Source organism: Vibrio chagasii, from assembly GCF_002954585.1.
In the GTDB taxonomy this organism is placed as follows: Bacteria; Pseudomonadota; Gammaproteobacteria; order Enterobacterales; family Vibrionaceae; genus Vibrio; species Vibrio chagasii_A.
Genome location: NZ_MSCI01000002.1, coordinates 1,253,629 through 1,276,591, shown reverse-complemented (window position 1 = coordinate 1,276,591; position 22,963 = coordinate 1,253,629). Strand labels below are relative to the sequence as shown.

21 protein-coding genes are annotated in these 22,963 nt (G+C 44.4%); 10 read left to right on the top strand and 11 right to left on the bottom strand.

Annotation, left to right across the window (positions count from 1 at the left end):
• Positions 1 to 10: 10 nt before the first annotated feature.
• The 6 genes from BTO10_RS13830 to cobB all read left to right on the top strand — a co-directional run bounded on the left by BTO10_RS13830 (position 11) and on the right by cobB (position 7,572).
• A complete protein-coding gene (locus tag BTO10_RS13830; RefSeq protein WP_105024895.1) occupies positions 11 to 2,866 on the top strand; it encodes a formate dehydrogenase subunit alpha in 2,856 nt (951 codons plus the stop codon).
• Positions 2,867 to 2,877: 11 nt separating this feature from the next.
• Positions 2,878 to 3,486, top strand: coding sequence for a formate dehydrogenase FDH3 subunit beta (gene fdh3B / locus BTO10_RS13825; RefSeq protein WP_004742271.1), 609 nt, complete (start codon positions 2,878 to 2,880; stop codon positions 3,484 to 3,486).
• 13 nt (positions 3,487 to 3,499) lie between these two features.
• Complete coding sequence (locus BTO10_RS13820; RefSeq protein ID WP_105024894.1) at positions 3,500 to 4,573, top strand: formate dehydrogenase subunit gamma; 1,074 nt, start codon at positions 3,500 to 3,502, stop codon at positions 4,571 to 4,573.
• Entirely contained in the window at positions 4,557 to 4,973 is a 417-nt protein-coding gene (locus tag BTO10_RS13815; RefSeq protein WP_004742273.1) for a hypothetical protein, read from the top strand. Before BTO10_RS13820 ends, BTO10_RS13815 begins: the two co-directional genes overlap by 17 nt.
• A 384-nt stretch (positions 4,974 to 5,357) precedes the next feature.
• A complete protein-coding gene (locus BTO10_RS13810) occupies positions 5,358 to 6,578 on the top strand; it encodes an ammonium transporter (RefSeq protein ID WP_105024893.1) in 1,221 nt (406 codons plus the stop codon).
• 259 nt (positions 6,579 to 6,837) lie between these two features.
• Positions 6,838 to 7,572: a Sir2 family NAD+-dependent deacetylase gene (gene cobB / locus BTO10_RS13805; RefSeq protein ID WP_105024892.1), complete on the top strand. Its 735-nt coding sequence runs from the start codon at positions 6,838 to 6,840 to the stop codon at positions 7,570 to 7,572.
• 111 nt (positions 7,573 to 7,683) lie between these two features.
• Here the strand turns inward: cobB and BTO10_RS13800 are convergent, their stop codons facing one another.
• The 6 genes from BTO10_RS13800 to potA form a co-directional block, all read right to left on the bottom strand.
• Positions 7,684 to 8,484 (bottom strand): GGDEF domain-containing protein, encoded by an 801-nt coding sequence (locus BTO10_RS13800; protein ID WP_105024891.1) that lies wholly within the window; start codon positions 8,482 to 8,484, stop codon positions 7,684 to 7,686.
• A gap of 85 nt (positions 8,485 to 8,569) precedes the next feature.
• The gene (locus tag BTO10_RS13795; protein ID WP_105024890.1) at positions 8,570 to 9,607 is read right to left on the bottom strand and encodes an extracellular solute-binding protein; all 1,038 of its coding nucleotides are present in this window, start codon (positions 9,605 to 9,607) and stop codon (positions 8,570 to 8,572) included.
• 180 nt (positions 9,608 to 9,787) lie between these two features.
• On the bottom strand, positions 9,788 to 10,822 hold the full coding sequence (locus BTO10_RS13790; protein ID WP_105024889.1) for an extracellular solute-binding protein: 1,035 nt from the start codon (positions 10,820 to 10,822) through the stop codon (positions 9,788 to 9,790).
• Between the two features lie 149 nt (positions 10,823 to 10,971).
• Positions 10,972 to 11,742 (bottom strand): spermidine/putrescine ABC transporter permease PotC, encoded by a 771-nt coding sequence (gene potC / locus BTO10_RS13785; RefSeq protein WP_105024888.1) that lies wholly within the window; start codon positions 11,740 to 11,742, stop codon positions 10,972 to 10,974.
• Positions 11,742 to 12,599 (bottom strand): spermidine/putrescine ABC transporter permease PotB, encoded by an 858-nt coding sequence (gene potB, locus BTO10_RS13780; protein WP_105024887.1) that lies wholly within the window; start codon positions 12,597 to 12,599, stop codon positions 11,742 to 11,744. The genes potC and potB overlap by 1 nt, the downstream gene beginning before the upstream one ends.
• Positions 12,583 to 13,698: a spermidine/putrescine ABC transporter ATP-binding protein PotA gene (potA, locus tag BTO10_RS13775; protein ID WP_105024886.1), complete on the bottom strand. Its 1,116-nt coding sequence runs from the start codon at positions 13,696 to 13,698 to the stop codon at positions 12,583 to 12,585. The genes potB and potA overlap by 17 nt, the downstream gene beginning before the upstream one ends.
• A gap of 330 nt (positions 13,699 to 14,028) precedes the next feature.
• Here potA and BTO10_RS13770 point away from each other — a divergent pair, with 330 nt between their 5' ends.
• From BTO10_RS13770 to ttcA, 4 genes are all read left to right on the top strand, one after another.
• Positions 14,029 to 14,844, top strand: coding sequence for a hypothetical protein (locus BTO10_RS13770; protein WP_105024885.1), 816 nt, complete (start codon positions 14,029 to 14,031; stop codon positions 14,842 to 14,844).
• Complete coding sequence (locus tag BTO10_RS13765; RefSeq protein WP_105024884.1) at positions 14,837 to 15,688, top strand: glucosaminidase domain-containing protein; 852 nt, start codon at positions 14,837 to 14,839, stop codon at positions 15,686 to 15,688. Before BTO10_RS13770 ends, BTO10_RS13765 begins: the two co-directional genes overlap by 8 nt.
• Positions 15,689 to 15,810: 122 nt before the next feature.
• Positions 15,811 to 16,461 carry a DUF2987 domain-containing protein gene (locus tag BTO10_RS13760; RefSeq protein ID WP_105024883.1) on the top strand — a complete coding sequence of 217 codons (651 nt, stop codon included), beginning with the start codon at positions 15,811 to 15,813 and terminating at the stop codon, positions 16,459 to 16,461.
• A 296-nt stretch (positions 16,462 to 16,757) separates the two neighbouring features.
• Positions 16,758 to 17,651, top strand: a complete 894-nt coding sequence (ttcA, locus tag BTO10_RS13755) for a tRNA 2-thiocytidine(32) synthetase TtcA (protein ID WP_008221945.1) — start codon at positions 16,758 to 16,760, stop codon at positions 17,649 to 17,651.
• A 122-nt stretch (positions 17,652 to 17,773) separates the two neighbouring features.
• Here ttcA and uspE read toward each other — a convergent pair whose 3' ends face one another.
• The 5 genes from uspE to BTO10_RS13730 form a co-directional block, all read right to left on the bottom strand.
• Positions 17,774 to 18,724, bottom strand: a complete 951-nt coding sequence (uspE, locus tag BTO10_RS13750; protein WP_008221946.1) for a universal stress protein UspE — start codon at positions 18,722 to 18,724, stop codon at positions 17,774 to 17,776.
• 132 nt (positions 18,725 to 18,856) lie between these two features.
• The gene (locus BTO10_RS13745) at positions 18,857 to 19,603 is read right to left on the bottom strand and encodes an FNR family transcription factor (RefSeq protein WP_105024882.1); all 747 of its coding nucleotides are present in this window, start codon (positions 19,601 to 19,603) and stop codon (positions 18,857 to 18,859) included.
• Between the two features lie 86 nt (positions 19,604 to 19,689).
• Entirely contained in the window at positions 19,690 to 20,364 is a 675-nt protein-coding gene (locus BTO10_RS13740; protein WP_105024881.1) for a sulfite exporter TauE/SafE family protein, read from the bottom strand.
• On the bottom strand, positions 20,354 to 20,590 hold the full coding sequence (gene ccoS / locus BTO10_RS13735) for a cbb3-type cytochrome oxidase assembly protein CcoS (RefSeq protein ID WP_102425549.1): 237 nt from the start codon (positions 20,588 to 20,590) through the stop codon (positions 20,354 to 20,356). The genes BTO10_RS13740 and ccoS overlap by 11 nt, the downstream gene beginning before the upstream one ends.
• Positions 20,590 to 22,962, bottom strand: a complete 2,373-nt coding sequence (locus BTO10_RS13730; protein WP_105024880.1) for a heavy metal translocating P-type ATPase — start codon at positions 22,960 to 22,962, stop codon at positions 20,590 to 20,592. The genes ccoS and BTO10_RS13730 overlap by 1 nt, the downstream gene beginning before the upstream one ends.
• Position 22,963: the final 1 nt, after the last annotated feature.

The window sequence follows — 22,963 nt, the reverse complement described above, 5'->3', positions numbered from 1 at the left end:
GAGATAACGAATGAAACTTGTCAAACGCTCCGATAGTGTGAGCCAAGAAACCAATCAGCTAGGTGTGTCTCGACGTGCCTTCATGAAAAATACTTCATTAGCTGCTGGTGGCGCAGTCGTAGGCGCAAGTCTATTTGCACCAGGCATGATGAAGAAAGCACAGGCTAAATCAGTCGATCCAGAAGCGAAAACAGAAGTAAAACGTACTATCTGTTCTCACTGTTCTGTGGGCTGTGGCATCTACGCTGAAGTTCAAAACGGTGTTTGGACAGGTCAAGAGCCTGCGTTCGATCACCCATTCAACGCTGGTGGACACTGTGCGAAAGGTGCAGCACTTCGTGAGCACGGCCACGGTGAACGTCGTCTTAAATACCCAATGAAATTGGAAGGCGGTAAGTGGAAGAAGCTTTCTTGGGAACAAGCGATTGAAGAGATCGGTAACAAAGCGCTAGAACTTCGTAAAGAGTCTGGCCCTGATTCAGTTTACTTCCTAGGTAGTGCGAAACACAGCAACGAACAAGCTTACGCATTCCGTAAGATGGCGTCGCTTTGGGGCACGAACAACGTTGACCACCAAGCGCGTATTTGTCACTCAACCACAGTAGCCGGTGTTGCGAACACTTGGGGTTACGGTGCAATGACAAACTCGTTCAATGACATGCACAACTGTAAATCGATGCTGTTCATTGGTTCAAACCCCGCAGAAGCTCACCCAGTAGCGATGCAACACATCTTGATCGCGAAAGAGAAGAACAACTGTAAGATCGTTGTTGCGGATCCTCGCCGTACGCGTACTGCTGCGAAATCAGATCACTACGTTTCTCTTCGTCCAGGTTCTGACGTTGCGTTTATCTGGGGTGTGTTATGGCACGTCTTTGCAAACCAATGGGAAGACAAAGAGTTCATTAAACAACGTGTATTCGGCATGGACGAGATCCGTGAAGAAGTGGCGAAATGGAGCCCAGCAGAAGTTGAACGTGTAACTGGTGTTAGCGAAAAAGACGTATACCACACAGCGAAACTGCTTTCTGAAAACCGTCCGGGTTGTATCGTTTGGTGTATGGGTGGTACTCAACACACGACTGGTAACAACAACACACGCGCTTACTGTGTACTAGAGCTTGCGCTAGGTAACATCGGTAAATCAGGCGGCGGTGCAAACATCTTCCGTGGTCACGATAACGTACAGGGCGCAACTGACCTTGGTGTACTTTCTGACACACTTCCAGGCTACTACGGCTTGTCTGAAGGTTCTTGGCGTCACTGGTCAAAAGTTTGGGATATCGACTTTGACTGGGTGAAAGGCCGTTTCGACGACAACGCATACGGTGGTCAAAAACCAATGAACAGTGCAGGTATTCCTGTATCTCGTTGGGTGGATGGCGTACTTGAAGATAAAGACAAGATTCGTCAGCGCGAAAACATCCGCGCGATGTTCTACTGGGGTCACGCAGTGAACTCTCAGACGCGTGGTCCAGAGATGAAGAAGGCGATGCAGAAGCTGGATATGATGGTTATTGTTGACCCATACCCAACGGTTGCAGCGGTAATGAACGATCGTACAGACGGCGTTTACCTGCTACCAGCAACGACTCAATTTGAAACCTACGGCAGTGTAACGGCGTCAAACCGTTCTCTACAATGGCGTGACAAAGTCGTTGAGCCTCTGTTCGAATCTAAACCTGACCACGAAATCATGTACCTGCTTTCTAAGAAGCTTGGTTTCTCTGATCAGCTGTTCAAGAACATTCGTGTTGAGAACAACCAACCTCTGATTGAAGACATTACACGTGAATTCAACAAAGGTATGTGGACGATTGGTTACACAGGTCAAAGCCCTGAACGCTTGAAAGAGCACCAACAGAACTGGCATACATTCCACAAAACGTCTCTAGAAGCAGAAGGCGGTCCAGCAAATGGCGAGACTTACGGTCTACCTTGGCCATGTTGGGGCACTCCAGAGATGAAACACCCTGGTACACATATCCTTTACGATACGTCTAAAACGGTTGCTGAAGGTGGTGGTAACTTCCGTACTCGTTTCGGTGTTGAGTTTGAAGGTCAAAGCCTACTGGCTGAAGACAGCTACTCGAAAGGCTGTGAGATCAAAGACGGTTACCCAGAGTTCAGCGACAAACTACTGAAACAACTGGGTTGGTGGGATGATCTAACTGCAGAAGAGAAAGCGTCTGCTGAAGGCAAAAACTGGAAGACTGACGTTTCAGGTGGTATCCAACGTGTGGCAATTAAACACGGTTGTATCCCATTTGGTAATGCGAAAGCTCGTGCGATTGTTTGGACATTCCCAGACCGTGTACCACTGCACCGTGAGCCGCTTTACACGCCACGTCGTGACTTAGTTGCTGATTACCCAACGTGGGATGACAAAGAAGTTATCTTCCGTGTTCCTACGCTTTACAAGTCGATTCAAGAGCAAGACAAATCTGGCGAATACCCGATTATCCTGACCTCTGGTCGTCTGGTTGAGTACGAAGGTGGTGGTGAAGAGACTCGTTCAAACCCATGGCTAGCTGAACTTCAACAAGAAATGTTCGTTGAAGTGAACCCGAAAGACGCAAACGACATCGGCTTCAAAGACGGTGATGATGTTTGGGTTGAAGGTGCAGAGAAGGGCCGTATTAAGGTGAAAGCGATGGTAACACGTCGTGTTAAACCTGGTTTGGCGTTCATCCCATTCCACTTCGGTGGTAAGTTCCAAGGTGAAGATTTGCGTTCTAAGTACCCAGAAGGCACTGATCCTTACGTTATTGGTGAAGCTGCTAACACAGCAACCACTTATGGTTACGACCCTGTCACCTTGATGCAGGAAACGAAAGTAACCCTTTGTAATATTCGTAAAGCGTAAGGAGTCTTAAAATGGCTAGAATGAAATTTCTTTGTGACACCAAGCGTTGTATCGAATGTAACGGTTGTGTCACTGCATGTAAGAATGAAAATGATGATGCTCTGGAGTGGGGTATTCAACGTCGTCGCGTTGTGACATTGAACGATGGCGAACCGGGTGAAAACTCAATCTCAGTAGCGTGTATGCACTGTACTGATGCACCGTGTATGGCAGTTTGTCCTGCAGACTGTTTTGAACACACAGAAGACGGCATCGTACTTCACAACAAAGATCTTTGTATCGGTTGTGGTTACTGTTTGTTTGCTTGTCCGTTTGGCGCACCTCAATTCCCTAAACAGGAAGCATTTGGTGAGCGCGGTAAGATGGACAAATGTACCTTCTGTGCTGGCGGCCCTGAAACAGAACCAGGTTCTGTAGAAGAACGTCAGAAGTACGGTGCGAACCGTATTGCTGAAGGTAAGCTTCCAATGTGTGCTTCACTATGTTCTACCAAAGCACTGCTTGCGGGCGACGCAGAGAAAGTTTCTGATGTTTTCCGTCAACGTGTTGTTGAACGTGGTGCCAAAGGCGCGGGCTGGACAGACGGTAATGACCTGTCTTACGACGCAACTAAGAGCTAAGTAGGAGAGACATATGCTTACAATGTTTAAGCGTCTCTTCCTTGTTGTGCTGCCAATGTTGGCAGCACTAACAATGCTTTCTCCTATGAGTCATGCATCTGAGACGAACTCATCACAAACTCAAGCAAGCTCAGCTGAAAGAGAAGTGGTTCAACTTGCTGGTGCGGATTACTGGCGACAAGTTAGAGATGGACAATCAGGTTACACCACATCTCAGTCTCCTGAGCATGGCGTACTCATCAGTACTCCAGGTCAAACTTGGTACATCTTAAAAGAGAAGTGGATGTCACCAGCGGGTGCTGTGGCTATCTTTGGCAGTATTGCTTTTGTCACTCTGATGTACGTAGTGATTGGTCCATTGATGCTCAGTGCGCCAAGAACAGGTCGTAAGATCAAACGTTGGTCTCGATTGGATCGTGCATTACACTGGAGCATGGCGTTTACCTTCTTGACACTGGCGTTCAGTGGTTTGATGCTGGTTTATGGTAAACACTTCTTGAAGCCATACATCCCAACGGATCTATGGGGCTTTATCATTCTATTGGCAAAGCAGTACCACAACTACATAGGCCCGATTTTCTATGTACTGTTGATGGCAGTGCTTATCAAATGGTGGCGTAAATCGATCTTTAAGAAAGTGGATATTCAGTGGTTCTTGAAACTGGGCGGTATGGTAGGGAAACATAAAGGTTCTCACCCGTCTGCAGAGTTCTCAAATGCCGGTGAAAAAGCGCTGTTCTGGCTACTTATCGTTATGGGTAGTGTTGCTGCAATCAGTGGTTTGGTATTGGACTTCCCAATCTTTGGTCAAACTCGCCGTGATATGGAGCTTTCAAACTTAGTTCACATGCTAGCGGCTCTGATCCTTATCTGTGGTTTCGTGTTCCACATCTATATCGGCCTATTCGGTATGGAAGGGGCACTAGAAGGCATGGTAACGGGTGAAGTTGATGAAACCTGGGCGAAAGAGCACCATGACCTTTGGTACAACGAAGTAATGGAACAAGAGAAAAACGGTGTTGAACAAAACGCTAATGTCGCAACAGAGAAGAGTGAAGGGGTGAATAAGAATGAACAAACCTCATAAAGGTATTTGGGTTGCTTATATCCTAAGCTGTTTCACACCATTTACTTGTCTTATCTCTGGTGTGATCGCAATTATCTATGCGGGCTATCGTTTGGATAAAGGTGAAGACGGCGAAGTCGTTGATACGCATTACTATGGCTTAATCCGATCGTTCTTCTTGAACCTAACCTTCTTTGTGGTTCTTATCGTAACGGTAGCGACCTCAAACGGCGTGTTAATCGGTGTGAACGATTACTGGTATCAAAACCATATCATTGATGACATCGCTTACTACATTCCATATGTAGGTATGTTATTCGGTGGAGTTGCGATTGTGGTTTGGTTTATCCGCATGTATCAAGGTATGCAGCGTTTAAGTCAAAATCTACCACAAAACCCGTCTACAGGACCAAACCTGTAACGCCAGTGCGTTAGCTAAAGCTCGAAAGCAAAGCCCAGTGATTATTTCACTGGGCTTTTTGTTTTTAGGTCTCCGGCTAGAAACATAGCCGTTAGTTGCGTTCGATCTCTATATCCAGACCTACTCATTGATCGCCTCAATATGGTGCAACTCCCTTATTTGGTGCAGTTGGCGTTGTTATTTTTCCGGTATTTAAGGTCCATAAAAGTGCACCTAAATATTTAGCCATTCAAAATCAACAGCTTAAAAACAAAAACTGTTGCACGAAAATTACACCATGCACTTGGAACACATCTTGCGTTCACTGTTGAGTTTTTAATTAATTACGATATTGAATCGCACGATATCAGTGCAAATCAGATAAAGCGAAAGGAGAATGCTTTTATGAGTGAAACGGTGACTCAAGTTCATAGTGCAGTACAAACCCTTACCCAAAGTTCAGATACTTTATTCCTCTTACTCGGCGCGATCATGGTCTTCTTGATGCACGCTGGCTTTGCTTTTCTCGAAGTCGGTACTGTGCGAAAGAAGAACCAAGTCAATGCGCTGGTTAAGATCCTTTCAGACTTTGGTGTCTCCGCTATCGCTTACTTCTTTATCGGCTATTGGGTGGCTTACGGCGCTCACTTTTTTGCGGATGCAGAAACATTGTCCCAAGGTAATGGGTACGAATTGGTTAAGTTCTTCTTCCTAATAACCTTCGCAGCAGCAATTCCAGCCATCGTTTCAGGTGGTATCGCGGAGCGTGCACGTTTCTATCCAATCCTAATTGCAACGTTATTTACCGTTGGTTTCGTCTACCCACTTTTCGAAGGCATCATTTGGAACGGTAACTTTGGCTTCCAAGATTGGCTAGAAGGTCAATTTGGTTATGGATTCCATGACTTTGCAGGTTCTGTCGTGGTTCACGGCGTTGGTGGTTGGATCGCTTTGGTTGCAGTTTATTTCTTAGGAATGCGCAAAGGCCGCGTTCGCGCAGGTAAACACACCAACTTCGCACCATCAAACATTCCTTTCCTTGCGTTGGGGGCGTGGATCTTATGTGTCGGTTGGTTTGGGTTTAACGTAATGTCAGCACAAGCTATCAACGGTATTAGTGGCTTGGTGGCGATGAACTCACTAATGGCTATGGTCGGTGGCATTCTTGCCGCTCTTGTTGCAGGTAAAAATGACCCAGGCTTCATTCACAACGGTCCTTTGGCTGGTTTAGTAGCCATTTGTGCAGGTTCAGACTTGATGCATCCTCTTGGTGCTTTAGTTACTGGTGGTGTAGCAGGTGCGCTGTTCGTTTATCTGTTCACTTACATTCAGAATAAAACCCAGATTGATGACGTACTTGGTGTATGGCCTCTACACGGCGTCTGTGGCGCCTGGGGTGGTATTGCAGCAGGTATCTTTGGTCAACAAGCTTTTTGGGGCCTAGGCGGCGTAAGCTTTGCTTCACAGGTGGTTGGTACAGTTGTAGGTGTTGCTGTTGCTCTCATCGGCGCGTTAATCGTATACGGCGTATTGAGCAAAATGACAGGGTTGCGCTTAAGCGAAGAAGACGAGTTTAACGGTGCGGATCTTTCAATCCATAAGATCTCTTCAATCAATGAAGACTAACCTTTATGAGTTGTGTGATTGATAAGCACTATAAGTAAATAATCATTAGATCAATACTAAGCGGCTCCGGCCGCTTTTTTGCATTTATCGAAATCAGTGTGAGCGTGTTTTTGAGAAGAGAAGGCAAACGACAAGCGAGTTATGTCACAAATAGCTAATGAATTCAGTTGGGTAAGACTATGGTCTAATCCCCAAAACTATTGTTGGAATTTGAACAGTGCTAAGCTGTTACAAAGTGACATATTGAAAAGGACGTTATATGCATTTCCCATATCGAAATATCGTAATTCTTACTGGTGCCGGCATTTCTGCGGAATCGGGGATACAAACATTCCGAGCACAAGACGGGCTATGGGAAAACCATAAAATCGAAGATGTCGCGACGCCTGAAGGATTCGCAAAAGATCCAGACCTTGTACAAGCCTTCTATAACAAACGTCGTCACGGCTTACAAAGCGAGAGTATCTTGCCAAATGCCGCTCACAAGGCACTAGGCGAGCTTGAAGAGAAACTTGATGGCAGCGTTACTATCATCACGCAAAACATCGACAACTTGCACGAGAGAGGCGGTAGCAACAACATTATTCACATGCATGGTGAATTGTTGAAAGCCCGTTGCAGTGAGTCTAATCAAGTTGTAGACCACAAAGACGATATCGAAACGGGTGAGCTTTGTCATTGTTGCCAAATCCCGGCACAAATGCGTCCACACATCGTTTGGTTTGGTGAAATGCCGCTAAGAATGGGTGACATCTATTCAGCTCTTGAAGAAGCAGATCTGTTTATTTCGATTGGTACATCTGGTGTTGTGTATCCAGCTGCGGGGTTTGTACATGACGCTAAAATGCATGGCGCGCACACGATAGAGATAAACCTTGAACCAAGTGCGGTTGAGAGTGAATTTGAAGAGAAGCGCTACGGCAAAGCCAGTATCGAAGTACCAAAACTGGTGAGTGAGCTATTGTCGGTTGAGAGAGGCTCATTAACCGCTTAATCAACACTGTCACTGTTGAATGAAGCAAACACATGTCTGAATGCAAATAAGCGCTCAGAAAAGTGTTTGCTTTTTGTTTTTCTGACGGTTTGAAATCTTGCCTTGTGCCGATTAAACGTCTGCAGTGACGGAGCGTCGAGCTTCCTTCATCGCATACATGGCTTTATCTGATTCTTCCAACGCTTGTTGAAAGTTCTCTTGATTCGTCACTTCAATGCCGTAAGAAAAAGAGATATTTTCACCATGAAGCAGATTACTGACTTGGCTCACGAACTCGCCGCCACGCCCCAATTGTGCAGTCGCGACGAACTCATAGCCACCAACACGAAATACCATTTCATCTTCTAAAACGGTTTGACTCAGTGCTTGTGAGAAACGCACAATCATTAAGTCACCAACTTTATGACCTTTGCGGTCATTCACCTTTTTCAATCCATCTAAATCGAAGTAGATGAGCTCGAACTCTTTCAGTTTGATTGCATCGAACTTTTTACGATTGTATAAACCCGTTAGCTCATCTTGCTTACTTTGATCTTTCAATTGAGTGGTAAGCTCAGTAATGCCATAAGCAAGAAGTAGGAAGGCTACCTGCAACAAACCATCTTCTAAAAATGTATCGATTAACTCATTTCTGTCAGCCCATTCGTCGAGGTATTTGAGCTCAGTGGTGACATCATAAAATAGGTCAAAAATGAGTAGCAGAGCACCATAGCGAAGGATTTTGTGCGGGCGAATGGCGTGACGAGCAACGTAGTAGATATACATCGTAATCACGAGGGTGTTGGTTTCGAAAAACAGGTCGTAATTAGAGTCTATGTGGATGAATGAGCTCAAGGCTAACATCAAAAATGACGCCACAAGCATCAAAGTCACAATCAGTAAAATAGGGTTCGCAGGCATATTAAATCGCACCCTGCACTGTTTGATATAATCCTATATAAAGTGTAGATAAAAATAAAGCGGCTTACGCCGCTTTAGTCACCAATCAGTAACAAACTTAGTTGTTTACTTTTAGTTTTTGGAAGTACTCGTCATAAATGACGCTTGCTTCACCAACTTCATCTTGCCATACACCGTTATCCATCACAGATTGTGGTGGGAAAACGTTCTTGTCTTCAGCAAACTCTTTTGGAAGAAGAGGGTAAGCAGTCTTAACTGGAGTCGGGTAACCGATCTCTAGAGCAATCTTAGCTGCGTTCTCTGGGCGAAGAAGAAAGTCGATCATTTTATGAGCCGCTTCAATGTTCTTTGCACCTGAAGGAATCGCTAGGCTGTCCATCCAGAAGATAGCGCCTTTCTCTGGCCAGATGATATCAATGGTTGCGCCTTCTTGGCGAGCCATGTAAGCAGAGCCATTCCAAAGCATACCAAGAGACACTTCACCAGCAAGGTAAGGGTTCGCTGGGAAATCTGAGTTAAATACCAATACGTTTGGCATTAGCTTACGAAGTTCTTCGTAGGCTTCTTTGATCTCTTCTGGATTAGTTGTGTTTGGAGAGTAACCCAGTTTAGATAGTGCGATATGGAAAACCTCACGAGAGTCGTCCATCATCATCAGCTGACCTTCCCACTGTGTATCCCACAGGTCGCCCCAGTTTTTCACTGAGGATTTGTCTAGCATGTCTGAGTTGATACCAATGCCCGTTGCACCCCAAATGTATGGGATAGAGTAGTTGTTGCTTGGGTCAAATGGCTTATCTAAGTAGTTTGGATCCAAATCAGCAAAGTGGCTTAGCTTGGTTTTATCAAGCTCTTGAAGCATACCTTCTTTACGCATCTTAGAAACGAAGTAAGTAGAAGGAACAACTAGGTCATAACCCGTACCTTGAGTTTTTAACTTAGCGTACATGCTTTCGTTAGACTCGTAAGTAGAGTAATAAACTTTAATGCCCGTCTCTTTTGTGAAGTCTTCTAGCACTTCATTTGGAATATATTCAGACCAGTTGTAAAAATACAGTTCTTGGTCAGCTGCGAAAGAGGGTGTAGAAAGTAAAGTAGCAGCACACAATGCGCCGGTATACAGTGCTTTTTTCATTACTGTTCCGTTCATTTGTTTGATTTGAAGCTGGGTAGTGAACCCAAAGTAAATGGATTTCGAAAAATCGCGCTATATTATAGCAGTGATGAAATAAAATAGGCAGCCTAAGCTGCCTATTCATTGATATTCTTATTTTTAACTTGTTGATTGTCGAATGAGACTAATCAAACAAAGCAGTTATTGACCCGCTTTAAGCTTCATGAAGTAGTCTTCGTACTTCACTGTCTTATCGCCAACCGCAGCTTGCCATTCAACACGATCAAGGTCTTCTTGAGACGGGAACAGAGCCGGGCTGTCTTTGAAATTCTCGTTCGACGCTTTCACTGCTGTTAGGTAGCCAGTATCACGAGAGATTTGCTCAGCGATTTCTGGGCGCAGTAGGAAGTCGATCATCTTGTGAGCCGCTTCTACGTTTGTTGCGCCAGAGCTGATTGCAAAGTTATCAACCCAACCGATGCCGCCTTCTTTAGGGAATACCAGTTTAATTGGTAGACCTTCGTTTTGAGCCGCTGCTGCAGAACCGTTCCAAAGCATACCAAGGCCAACTTCACCAGACATGTATGGTGCGCCAGGGTTGTCTGAGTTAAATACTAGAACATTTGGCATTAGCTTTTGTAGCTCAGCGTACGCTTCGTCGATCTCTTTCTCGTTAGTTGTGTTGCCTGAGTAACCTAACTTACGTAGAGCAATGTGGAACAATTCACGAGTGTCATCCATCATCATTAGTTGACCTTCAAGCTCAGGCTTCCATAAATCAGCCCAGCTTTGAAAATCTTCTGGATCGTACATTTCTGTATTTACAGCAAGACCAGTGATCGCAACAACGTGTGGAATAGAGTAGTCGTTGTTTGGATCGTATGGCTTATCCAAGTAGTTTGTGTCCAGATTTTTGAAGTTGTTCAACTTCGATTTGTCGATCTTTTGTAGCATACCTTCGTCGCGCATCTTAGATACGAAGTAAGTCGACGGCACAACCAAGTCATAGCCTTTGTTGTGTGTTTTTAGCTTTGCGTACAAGGTTTCGTTCGACTCGTAAGTCGAGTAAATCACCTTGATGCCAGTTTCATCGGTGAACTTTTCTAGGATCTCACTGTTGATGTAAGGTCCCCAGTTCATGAATACCAATTCTTTGTTATCTTTCGCAAAAGACGGTGCAGATAACATTGAAAGCGCACATGCACTACCAGCTAATAGAGTAGCCCATTTTTTCATTGACGTTAGCTCCAAACTAAACGTTGCCCTAAGGCAGTAGATAGAAAAACAGAATGGCAATTTACCATTCTGTTTATGATTAACACTTTTTGTAGAACATGAAGTTTCTCAACTTCTTGTCAAGTCAGCCTCGTTAAAGAGTAGGAGGCTTACCTAATTTTCTCTCTCGCTAACAACTGAGAAATAATCACCAGTATTAGCGACACCACTAACATCACTGTTGCTAGGGCATTGACCTCTGGAGAGATACCTACTTTAACCATAGAGTAAATCTTCAGTGGCAAGATTTCATACGTTGGACCGGTTACGAAAGAGCTGATGATCACATCGTCCAAAGACAGTGTGAAGCTCAACAACCAACCCGCAGCAACCGCAGGCTTAGCAAGAGGCAGGATGATCTGTTTTAGAATCGTCCATTCACTTGCACCTAAGTCTTTTGCTGCTTCAAGCATTTTCACATCGAAGCCATTCAAGCGGCTGTAAACTGTTACAACAACAAACGGCAAACAGAACGTAATATGTGCAGCAAGTAAGGTAAAGAAGCCTAGTTGCACACCCATTACCAAGAACAAAGCCAGTAACGAGATTGCCATTACGATATCTGGTGACATCATTACGATGAACAACATGCCATTGACTACACCTTTACCTTTGAATTGGTAACGGAATAGGGCTACGGCTGTCAGGCTGCCGACAATCGTTGCGGCTGTTGCTGAGAACACCGCTACGTTAATCGAGTGCCACGCAGCCTGCATTAGGCTGTCGTTGTTAATAAGCGCGTCATACCACTTGGTGGTGAAGCCACCCCATTTCATACCAAACTTGTTGGCATTAAATGAGTTCGCAATCAATACGATAATAGGTAGGTATAGAAAAGCGTATACCAGCGCCATAAAGCTGAACTTAACTGTGCGACCCATTAGTCTAGCTCCACCTTCTTATTCAATAGCTTGCCTGCTCGGTAGTAGGCATATAGCATAATTGCCATCGCAACCGTCAGCGCAATACTCGTTGCCGCACCAAACGGCCAGTCTCGGGCGTTGAGTACTTGGCTCTTAATCACGTTACCAATCAGCAAGTTCTTAGCGCCGCCTAGCAAGTCAGAGATGTAGAACATACCTAACGCAGGAAGAAGTACTAATAAACAACCACCGATGATGCCTGGCATCGTTAGCGGTAGAACAACTTTCAACAATGTTTGAAGCTTGTTTGCGCCTAAGTCTTTTGCTGCTTCTAGGTACGTGTCATCCAGTTTTTCAATCGCTGAATACAACGGAAGAATCATGAATGGCAGTAGGATATACACCAAACCGATCATCACTGCCGTTTCTGTGTACATAATACGAAGCGGCTTATCGATAATATCTAGCGCTAGTAAGCTTTTGTTCAAGACACCTTGAGTACCCAGTACAATCTTCAAGCCGTAGGTACGAATCAAAGAGTTCGTCCAGAATGGCACAATCACCAAGAACAGCATGAAAGGGCGCCATTTCTCAGGCATTTTTGCCACGATGTAGGCAAACGGATAGCCAATGATCAAACACAATAGCGTCGCGATAATCGCCATATAGAAAGAGTGCATCAGCACTTTAAAATACAGCGGGTCGGCCAAACGGATGTAGTTATCGAGAGTGAAGGTCATCTCGATCAAGTTTGCTTCGTCACGAGTTAAGAAGCTGGTACCTATGATCATGATGTTTGGAATCATCACGAACAGCACCAACCAACCTGTGATTAAAGCAACAATCGCGTTTTGTAAATTAAACTTCTTGCTCATCTTCTAATACCACTTCCCAGCTCTCAACCCAAGTTACTGCAACTTTTTGGCCCAGTGAGTGATCAACATCAGGGTCATCTTCGTTGAAGAATTCGCTAACCATTACGCGCATGCCAGATTCAAGTTCTACAACTGAATCTAAAGTCATACCTTTGTAGGTACGCTCGACAATGTGGCCAACAATACCGCGTTGCTCATACTCTTTAATCTCTTCAATACGAAGATCTTCAGGACGAAGCAATACCTGCAGTTTTTGACCAGAGGTGATGTCTTTATCGTGATAGATAACCGACTCTTCACCTTCAATTGTCGCAACAATGCGCTTTTCATCTAAACGAGATGTCGCTGTCGCATCGAATACGTTAATTTCACCAATGAAGCGAGCAACAAAAAGGTTCTTAGGCTCTTCGTAAATCTCTCTAGGTGTTCCGTCTTGCTCAATCACGCCGTCACGCATAACAATAATACGGTCAGACATCGACAGTGCTTCTTCTTGGTCGTGTGTTACAAAAATGAACGTTATACCAAGTTGGCGCTGAAGTTGTTTCAGCTCGATTTGCATCTGTTTACGAAGTTTGTAATCCAGAGCAGACAGAGATTCATCCAACAAAAGAACTTTAGGCTTATTAACGACAGCACGAGCGATTGCGATACGTTGCTGCTGACCACCAGAAAGCTGGTGTGGTTTTCTTTGTGCCATCTGTTCTAGGCGCACCATTTTTAAAGCTTCCATTACACGAGGTTCAATCTCGTTATTTGGAACTTTCTGCATGCGTAAGCCAAATGCCACATTTTCGAAAACGGTCATATGTGGGAATAGGGCATAGCTTTGGAATACAGTGTTAACATGCCTTTGTTCAGCAGGGACTTGGGTTACGTTCTGTTCAGCTAGTAGTATTTGACCACTATCTGCCGTTTCAAAACCCGCAATCATTCTTAGTACCGTTGTTTTACCACAACCTGATGGGCCTAAAATCGTGAGAAACTCACCATGATTTACGTTTAGATCAAGATTGCCGATGACTTCCTTACCATCGAAGCTTTTACTAATACCAGTTAGCTGTACTACTGGTTTTCCTACTGATTTTTTAGCGTTCAACGTCTGTTTTTCTCCACCTTGGTTCCGTTTGAGAACCTGTTGCTATACACCTTTGAGGCGCGCATCATAATCACCAAAAACGTGAAATCAAAGCATTTTTTACCATTCGAAGATAAAAAATTTCGCAGGTAAAAGTAAACATCCTTTACCATACTGTTATTTACTGGGTTGACGCCCCAACAAGTGTCTAATTATTAACCATTAAGACGCAAAAGCAAGCCTTGTTACAGATTCATATTTTAGTTTGTATCCGACATATGAGTATAATGAAGGTAATTTTTTATCAATAAGTTAGGTGGCTCAGTTTAATTGGCACACCTAGGTATCACTATGAACAACGACATCGAAAAAGATTTTAATTTGGGCGGTAGTATCGACCGTGCACTTTCTGGCGATTATGAGCTCAAAGCAACGGCTGTATTCCAAGAGGCATGGAAACATACGGTAAGTCACTTTCTTTCGTTTTCGCCGGCAATAGTTGCTCTGATGTTCGTGCAACTGGCTATCTTCTATATTGCACTAAAGCTACAACTAGGTGACCCAGCCGTTATCTTAGATGCTGTTATCGATCCTGAGGCTTTTACCCCGCAGATCGTTGAATCGATCTTCATTGCTAATTTCAGCTATGAAGTTATCAGCGCACCTATCTATGCAGGTATCTGTTTGATGGCGATGAGCCATGCTGCTGGTCTACAGACTAAAGTTCGCCATATTGGCAAAGGCCTACAGTTTACGATTCCAGTAATCCTTGTGACTCTGTTCAGTCTGATGCTTCAAGGTATTGCAGGTATGATTCTGCCGTTTCTGTCGATTTACTTTTCGCTTGCTTTCAGCCACTCAATCCTGTTGATTTGCGATAAGAAAATACCACCAATGCAATCGCTGCTACTTTCTCTGAGAGCTGTAAACAAGAAAATCTTCACAGTTGCTTCTATATACCTATTAGTAATGCTGATGTTCATTGTCGCAGCAATGATGTACGGCATTGGTCTTATCTTCGTTTTACCTTTCTTCTTCCACGTGAAAGGCATTCTTTATCGCGAGATGTTTGGCATTAAACTAAAACTAATCGCGTCAGACAGACCAAAGAGCGACGACGACCACAACGGTAGCAACAACAAAGACCCACAGGTATTCGATGCATAACAACTTTAAATCAAGCGCAAGTAAATCACTTGCGCTAAAAGTGACAGCATTAGCCCTAGTTGGCTCGATCTCGTTAGTTGGCCCAATGCTTTACCAACAAGAGGAAGAGCGTAGACGAGCAGGTCAAAAGGCCCTGGACTCAGAGCAAAACTTTGGTGATTTGACGGTCTCTTCTGATAAGCCAGATTTCGCAGCTATTGAAGATGTAAATAAAAAGAAAGACACCTTCTTTTCTTACCTTCGCCCAAGTATCAATATCGAAAACAAACGAATCACGAAAGAACGTGCGTTTCTAACCAAGCTTTCGGAAGCGGGATTGAGCAATGTTGATTCTGAAAACGCGTCATACGCAAAGAGACTAGGGAAGCTGTATAGCCTTCCTGTACCTTCATCGGGCTTAAATGACGCTTGGCTAAAAGAAATGTTGAATCGTGTAAACGTGTTACCTGAAGCGCTTGTATTAACTCAGGCGGCAAACGAATCAGCTTGGGGTACGTCGCGTTTCGCCACTAAAGCGAATAACTACTTTGGTCATTGGTGTTACACCAAAGGTTGTGGCCTAGTTCCGCTACAACGTAACGAAGGTAGCTCTCATGAGGTTGCGACTTTCTCTTCGAGCCAAGAATCTGTGCATCGTTACTTCATGAACCTTAACCGCAACCGTGCTTACGCAGATCTAAGAGCGATTCGTGCAAAACTGGCGGCAAAGGGCGACGATCTGCTAACGACCCAAACCGCAACAGAGCTTACCAACGGCTTGCTAAAATATTCTGAGCGAGGTTCAGACTATGTGACTGATTTACAAGCTATGATCCGTCACAACGAGGTATACTGGAAAAAGTAACTCGATTTGATAGTCATTTGGTGAGCTTAAACGGTAAGTTTGCCCAAATAACATCACATAAAGAGCAGCTCATTGGCTGCTCTTTCTATTTATAAACGCTCAACTTCGACAAGACTATAACAATGAAAAAGACAGCACTCGCTTTATTAGCTTCTCTAAGCCTAGGAATCTCTTTACCTGCTGCAGCGCAAGAATACATGTTTACTTACTCTAAGCTTTACACACAGCTTAAAAACAACACCAAAGAAGGGCATGATGACGTTAAAGTTGCAGTCTTCTTTGTCGATCAGCAAGCCCAAACTACCTGTCATATCAGCAAAGCTTGGATGGAAAAAGAAGAGCACTATGAAGAGCTGAAAGTCTCTCCAGTTAACGAGCTATTGCTACCTGTTGACCAAAACCTTCGTTCGGCAAACCCGCTTATTTTTGTGCAAACAAAAGAACAAGAGTGCGCATACTCTTTGGTTGTTATGACTCAAGCACCTTTAGCAGGAACGGTTGAGGTTGCGCAGCTAGAAAAACTGTTACCACAGATGCAAGCAATGTTAGAGGACGTCAGCGGCATGTTCTCAAGCTGGTTCACACCGGACATCCAAGGATTAACGCTTGAGTTCGCAAACAAGCTTGAAGGTAACATTACGCTTTCTAACGGCAAGGAGCTCCCAATTACCGAAGGGCGAGCTAAGTTCACACTAGAAGAGCTCAACGGAAGTGACAGCATTACGTTACCCGAAGCCACAACTCGTGTGTTGCCTTACATTCCGGCTCAATAACCTTGGGTTAGGCGATAGAGCACACGGCATTATCTAAGCAACACATCGTAAAGCAGCCAACTCAAACCAAGTTAGGCTGCTTTTCTTTTCCTGTAACCTTCGTAGTTTGCACGTTTTAAGCTCATTTTTTATTAAAGATGAGTGCTTCCCACTAGATAAAGTGGAATCTTTCAACCAGTCGACTTGTTTATCCTGCCGTTACTATTTCAACATCAAATAAAAATCCGTATAATCCACGCCCTAAAACAGTCCCACTAGCAATCTACAGTCGGTAATACGACGGTGTGAGAGTCGCAATGAACCAAAACGATAATAGAAAAGAAGTACTAGAATTCAACAAACTTCAGAAACGTCTGAGAAGAAATGTTGGAAATGCCATCATTGACTACAACATGATCGAAGAGAATGATGTGGTAATGGCATGTATCAGTGGCGGTAAAGATTCATTTGCGATGCTAGATATTTTGCTACGTTTACGTGAAGCAGCACCAATCAAGTTTGATGTTGTTGCGGTAAACCTAGATCAAAAACAACCTGGGTTCCCTGAGCACATTCTCCCTGAATACTTTGAAACGCTGAACATTCCTTACTACATCGTAGATAAAGATACTTACTCAGTAGTTAAAGAGAAGATTCCTGAAGGTAAAACAACATGTGGCCTATGTTCTCGTCTACGTCGTGGTACTTTGTACTCATTCGCTGAGAAGATTGGCGCGACTAAGATCGCTCTTGGCCACCATATGGACGACATCGTTGAAACTATGTTCCTTAACATGTTCCACGGCGCTCGTTTAAAGGCTATGCCACCTAAGCTGCGTTCTGATGATGGTCGTAACGTTGTTATTCGTCCACTGACTTACTGTCGTGAAACAGACCTAATCAAATACGCTGAACACAAAGAGTTCCCAATCATTCCTTGTAACCTATGTGGTTCACAAGAAAACCTACAACGTCAAAGCATTAAAGCAATGCTGATTGATTGGGACAAGAAGACACCAGGCCGTGTTGAGAAAATCTTTAAATCAATTCAAAACGTTAGCCCAAGCCAGCTGGCTGACCGCGAACTGTTTGACTTCGTAAACCTTCCACTAGACCGTAGCGGTGAGCGTGAAGAGTACGAATTCCAAGAAGCTGAAATTTCATCTTCTAACATCGATGAGTCAATGTTCATCGACGTAACGAACGTATAAAACGAACAATCGTTGTAGAGCAATAAATACATCTACAACAGATAAACAAAAACGCCTCAAGCAATGCTTGAGGCGTTTTTTTATGAGTTGAACTTGCAGTTAAGTTCGTTTGCTTAAACGCATTAACCTTTCGAAAGGTTAGGGTCTAGCGGGCTAACGTAACCAGATGGCTTAAGAGCCAACACATCACAGTTAATCTTATCGATAACATGCTCCGCCGTATTACCAATAAACACCGCAGATAGCCCTGTACGACCGGTTGTACCCAAGATTACCATCGCAGCGTTGTTCTCAGACGCAACCCGTGGAATGACATCTTCAGGCAAGCCTTGCTCAACAACGGTCTGCTCTTCACACATACCATGCTTCTGACGCAGTGCCTTCATCGCCGTTAAGTGATGACCGCGAACCGCATCAGTGTAAGAGGTTGGGTCAAACTCAGGCAGCTCAATCGTTATATTTGCCGGAGTGACTGGGTAAGCGTTAACTAAGAAAGGTTCCGCATCCAGACGACCTGTTATCTCAAGAAGTCGATCAACCATAGTATCGTTGAGCTCTAGGTGTGCTTCCGTCTCTGAGCCTACGTGAACGGACGCATAAATTTTTGCGTGTTCTGGCCAGAAATCATTTTTAACGAGCAGTACAGGACTAGGACATTTTCTCAATAGGTGCCAATCAGTTGGTGTGAAGATAACTGATTCCAAAGTATCGTGCTTGCGCGTGCCCTTAATCAAAATATCGTGACCACCGCTATAAACTTCGGCAATGATGGCTTCATAAGGGCGGTTATGCCAAACCACTTGGACATTAAATTCAATAGAATCGTCTAGGTAAGGCTGTGCAACTTTATTCATCCAGATTTCACGCTGATGGATAACGCCTTTACGCATCGCGTCTCTTTCATCGACAGAGAGCATAGATGTCATTTCATACGAGAAATCGTAGATAGACAAAAAGAAAGTGATGTGGCTTGTTGAGGTGCTTTTCTTAGCAAGTTGGATAGCACGAACTAGAGCAGGTTGCTCATCGTGATTAATGTCTGCGACAACTAAAATTTTGTTATAGATACTCATAACTAAGCCTACTTTTCAGACCGAACATATAAATAATGTAGCGTAGTTATGGAGAGATTAAGAGAAATAAAAGAGGTTTTAAGGGAGAAACATGATGTAGCTCATTATTGAACTACATCATTGATATCTAGACTATTCTTTTGAAACGCCAGCAAGTTCCATCAGCGCATCGTGATCTTCGATAGTGATATATTTGCCTTTAACGCTAAGGATATCTGCTTTCTGGAAACGACCTAAAAGACGGCTAATAGTTTCAACTGTTAAACCTAGGTAGTTACCAATATCGCCACGAGTCATCGTTAAGCGGAACTCACGTGGGCTGAAACCACGTTGAGAGAAGCGAGTTGAAAGGTTGTAAAGGAACGCAGCAAGACGCTCTTCCGCGTTCTTCTTAGAAAGAAGCAGAATCATTTCTTGGTCGCCTTTAATCTCGCTACTCATCAGGCGCATAATTTGCTGACGCAACTTAGGCATTTTTCCTGATAGGTCATCAAGAATCTCGTATGGGATTTCACATACCATAGAAGTTTCTAGTGCTTGTGCGAAACTAGGGTGTAGGTCACCAGTAATCGCATCAAAGCCAACAAGATCGCCCGCTAGGTGGAATGCAGTAATCTGCTCATCACCTTGCTCGGTAATCGTGTAGCTCTTGATCGTTCCAGAGCGAATAGCATAGAGAGATTTAAGCTCGTCACCAGCTTTAAATAACTCTTGGCCTTTTTGAATAGGCTTTTTTCTCTCAATGATCTGATCAAGTTGATCAAGTTCAGATTCATTCAAAGTGAACGGAATACAAAGTTGGCTAATACTACAATCCTGGCAATGGATCGCACAGCCACCAGATTGGACACGTTTCGTTACAGGCTTTTCAGAAATCATAACAATCTTTCACTATTTGATATACGTCAATATTTTAGCATTCCTTAATCCAGTTGGGTAGTAAAAAAACCGGATTTAAAGAATGGCTATACGGTATAAATAATGAGCTGCAGTGCCATATATCCAGTGTAGAAACCGTAAATCAAGATTAAAATCGCACCGAGTTGACGAAATAAGTCAGCTTGTTGCAACTTCTTGAGGAAGCTAGCACCCATACCAACCGTCAGCATCGCAGGAAGCGTTCCTAAGCCAAATGCGAGCATGATTCCCGCTCCATTATACCAACTGCCTGACACAGCCGCCCAGGTCAGCATAGAGTAGACTAGACCACACGGTAACCAACCCCAAATGAAACCAAACGGCAGAGCGTGGCTTGGATGCTTGAGTGGTAGGAAAGACTTACCGACTGGTGAAATATAACGCCACAGCTTCTGACCGACCTTCTCAAAGAACAATAAGCCAAACCACCATTTACCGATATACAGACCCAAAATGATCATAAAGATGGCAGCAAACAAACGAAGCCAATTAAGTAGCGCGTTGAAATCGCTAAGTTGACCGATTGAAGAGATAGCACCGCCGATCACACCACCAATAACGGCATAGCTGAGTAGGCGACCAAGGTTGTAAAGTAAGGGAACAACCGGGGAAGGTTTGGTATTGCCGATTGAAAGGAGCGACGCAATGCCACCACACATTCCCATGCAGTGGCCAGCGCCGATCAAACCGACAACAAAGGCTCCGATCCAATCAGGCGTCATCGTTCTTTTTATCTAGGTTAGTTGGGCTTTCTGTATTGGCTTTATCATTCTTAACAGGCTTGCTGTCAGAGTGAGCATGGGCCTTTTCGTCTTCATCAAACAAAATGTTGTGACCTTGACGCTCAAGGTCCTCAAACTGTTCGCTCTTCACCGCCCATAGAAATATACCAACAGCGATACACACCAGTACAATCGCAATGGGAATCAGGATGTATAAACTTTCCATTATTTACCTTGCTCTTTTAAAAGCCTTAATGAATTAGACACAACAATAATAGAGCTTGCAGACATGCCAACAACGGCAATGTATGGAGCAACCAAACCCGCTACAGCCAATGGAAGGATGAGTAGGTTATATCCCAATGACCATGCTAGGTTTTCGCGGATTATCTTACGCGTTTTTAGCGCCAATGTACGGGACTTAAGTAATCTATCAAGCTTGTCGCCCAATAAAACCATATCTGCAGAGGCTTTTGCTACATCTGTTCCGCCGCCCATAGCGACAGAAAGGTGAGCACCTGCAAGGATAGGGGCATCGTTAATACCGTCGCCAACCATCATGGTAATGTCTTTTTCATCACGAGAGTTAAGGTAAGCAAGCTTATCCTCAGGCTTAGCATTCGCAACGATGTCGGTAATACCGATTTCTTCAGCAACAGGCTTCGCGTTAATCAAGGAGTCCCCCGTCAGCAGAGTAGTTTTAATACCCGCTTCTTTGAATTTCTGGATGAACTCAATGCTTTCCTTACGAATCGGGTCTTCATAAGTGAAGGTAGCGATATGACGTCCCGCCATCGACAAGTAGATGCCGTTGCTTTGCGTCGGTTGAGCTTCACCAAGAATAAACTCACTACTACCTATCGCCACTTCTTGGCCCTTCCACTCACCGGTAATACCCGAACCAATAACGTTGTTTACAGAATTGACTTCAACCTCATCGGACACGTGAGTTTTGAATGCTTTCGCGATAGGGTGGTTAGCATGCTGTTCTAGGCTCGCAGCCACTTTTAAACACGTCTCTTTATCAAGCTCTGAGAAGGTTTCCACTTGGCTGATACGAATATCACCCTCAGTCAACGTTCCCGTCTTATCGATGATCAAGTGGTTAACTTTGCACAAGGTTTCGAATACATGACCTTTACGCAGCAAAATACCGAAGTTACCCATACGGGAGGTTGAACAAGTAATCGCAGTCGGTGTCGCCAGTGAAAGAGCGCATGGACAAGTCGCAACCAGCACAGACAACATGATCCAGAATGCGTCTTCTGGTCGTGTTTGATGCCAGTAGAACCAAGTACCGAAGGAGATGACCAAGATTACTGCAACAAAGTAACGAGCCACAATATCGGCAATTTCTGCAATACGAGGCTTAGATAACTGCGCTTCATCTTGCAGACGAACAATATTAGATATCACGGAGTCCGCTTTTGATGTCATCACTTCCAGTTCAAACGACTCATCGCCATTCAACGTACCAGCGTAAACAGTGTCGCCTTCGTTTTTCACGACATGGATAGATTCGCCAGTCAGCATAGATTCATCAATATGAACTCGGCCAGAAAGTACTTTACCATCCGCAGGAATATGTTCGCCCGGAAGTACGCGGATCTTGTCACCCACTTTAAGGGTTTTCACTGGAACTTGATCGCCCTCTAACGTTGTCGCCATCGCAGGAACGAGCTTAAGCAGGTTACCACTCGCAGCCGCTGCTTTACGACGTGCTCTCATCTCTAAGAAACGACCAAGCAGTAGGAAGAAAGTGAACATCGAGATAGATTCGAAGAAAACTTCTCCTTTCTCTGTCACGGTTGCCACCAAACTTGCCACATAAGCAAACAGCAGAGCAATCGACACCGGTACATCCATACCCAGTGTTCGTCCTTTAATACTGCGCCATGCATTGATGTAGAAAGGCAGAGCAGAATAGAGCAATACAGGTGTAGCAAAGATCAGACTTACCCAACGGAAGTAGTTTTTAAACTCTGGTTCGAGGTTACCAAATACCTCAAGGTACAGCGCTACCGCAAGCATCATTACCTGCATGGTTGCCAAGCCAGCAACACCGAGACGGTATAGGTAGTTTTTCATCGAGCGGTGGTAAGCTGCTTCTTGTTGATCAGCTTCAAAAGGCGCGGCTTTGTAACCTAGGGTATGGATTGCTGACAACAACTCGCTCAATTTCACTTGCGTGTTGTCCCAGCTAAGTAGGGCACGGTTGGTGGTGGTATTCACACGAATACTGCCCACACCTTGTTTTGAAGAGACTTGTTTCTCAATGAGCCATGCACAAGCTGCACATGAGACACCCTCAAGTGACAATGTCACCTCAGAGACGTTCTCAGAGTTTCTTACAAACTCCAGTTGAACGTCTTCATTATCATAATGACTGAGTGCCAGGAGTTGCTCTGGCACTAGATCCGCTTTCTCAGCAGGGGCGGTGCGGTATTGGTAATAAGAAACCAAACCGCTATCAACGATTGTCTGAGCTACGGTCTCGCAGCCCGGACAACACATCTTACGAGGCGATCCTAAGATCTCGACTTCAAAATCCGTTTCCGCTGGTACATCTTCACCGCAGTGATAACAGGATTCACACATA

Coding starts and splice junctions, on each gene's coding strand:
- ccoS (WP_102425549.1), bottom strand. CDS start 20,590: ATGGAAAGTTTATACATCCTGATTCCCATTGCGATTGTACTGGTGTGT.
- BTO10_RS13815 (WP_004742273.1), top strand. CDS start 4,557: ATGAACAAACCTCATAAAGGTATTTGGGTTGCTTATATCCTAAGCTGT.
- BTO10_RS13760 (WP_105024883.1), top strand. CDS start 15,811: ATGAAAAAGACAGCACTCGCTTTATTAGCTTCTCTAAGCCTAGGAATC.
- BTO10_RS13730 (WP_105024880.1), bottom strand. CDS start 22,962: ATGTGTGAATCCTGTTATCACTGCGGTGAAGATGTACCAGCGGAAACG.
- potC (WP_105024888.1), bottom strand. CDS start 11,742: ATGGGTCGCACAGTTAAGTTCAGCTTTATGGCGCTGGTATACGCTTTT.
- BTO10_RS13795 (WP_105024890.1), bottom strand. CDS start 9,607: ATGAAAAAAGCACTGTATACCGGCGCATTGTGTGCTGCTACTTTACTT.
- BTO10_RS13830 (WP_105024895.1), top strand. CDS start 11: ATGAAACTTGTCAAACGCTCCGATAGTGTGAGCCAAGAAACCAATCAG.
- BTO10_RS13765 (WP_105024884.1), top strand. CDS start 14,837: ATGCATAACAACTTTAAATCAAGCGCAAGTAAATCACTTGCGCTAAAA.
- BTO10_RS13810 (WP_105024893.1), top strand. CDS start 5,358: ATGAGTGAAACGGTGACTCAAGTTCATAGTGCAGTACAAACCCTTACC.
- BTO10_RS13790 (WP_105024889.1), bottom strand. CDS start 10,822: ATGAAAAAATGGGCTACTCTATTAGCTGGTAGTGCATGTGCGCTTTCA.
- uspE (WP_008221946.1), bottom strand. CDS start 18,724: ATGAGTATCTATAACAAAATTTTAGTTGTCGCAGACATTAATCACGAT.
- BTO10_RS13770 (WP_105024885.1), top strand. CDS start 14,029: ATGAACAACGACATCGAAAAAGATTTTAATTTGGGCGGTAGTATCGAC.
- potB (WP_105024887.1), bottom strand. CDS start 12,599: ATGAGCAAGAAGTTTAATTTACAAAACGCGATTGTTGCTTTAATCACA.
- BTO10_RS13740 (WP_105024881.1), bottom strand. CDS start 20,364: ATGACGCCTGATTGGATCGGAGCCTTTGTTGTCGGTTTGATCGGCGCT.
- cobB (WP_105024892.1), top strand. CDS start 6,838: ATGCATTTCCCATATCGAAATATCGTAATTCTTACTGGTGCCGGCATT.
- BTO10_RS13820 (WP_105024894.1), top strand. CDS start 3,500: ATGCTTACAATGTTTAAGCGTCTCTTCCTTGTTGTGCTGCCAATGTTG.
- fdh3B (WP_004742271.1), top strand. CDS start 2,878: ATGGCTAGAATGAAATTTCTTTGTGACACCAAGCGTTGTATCGAATGT.
- BTO10_RS13745 (WP_105024882.1), bottom strand. CDS start 19,603: ATGATTTCTGAAAAGCCTGTAACGAAACGTGTCCAATCTGGTGGCTGT.
- ttcA (WP_008221945.1), top strand. CDS start 16,758: ATGAACCAAAACGATAATAGAAAAGAAGTACTAGAATTCAACAAACTT.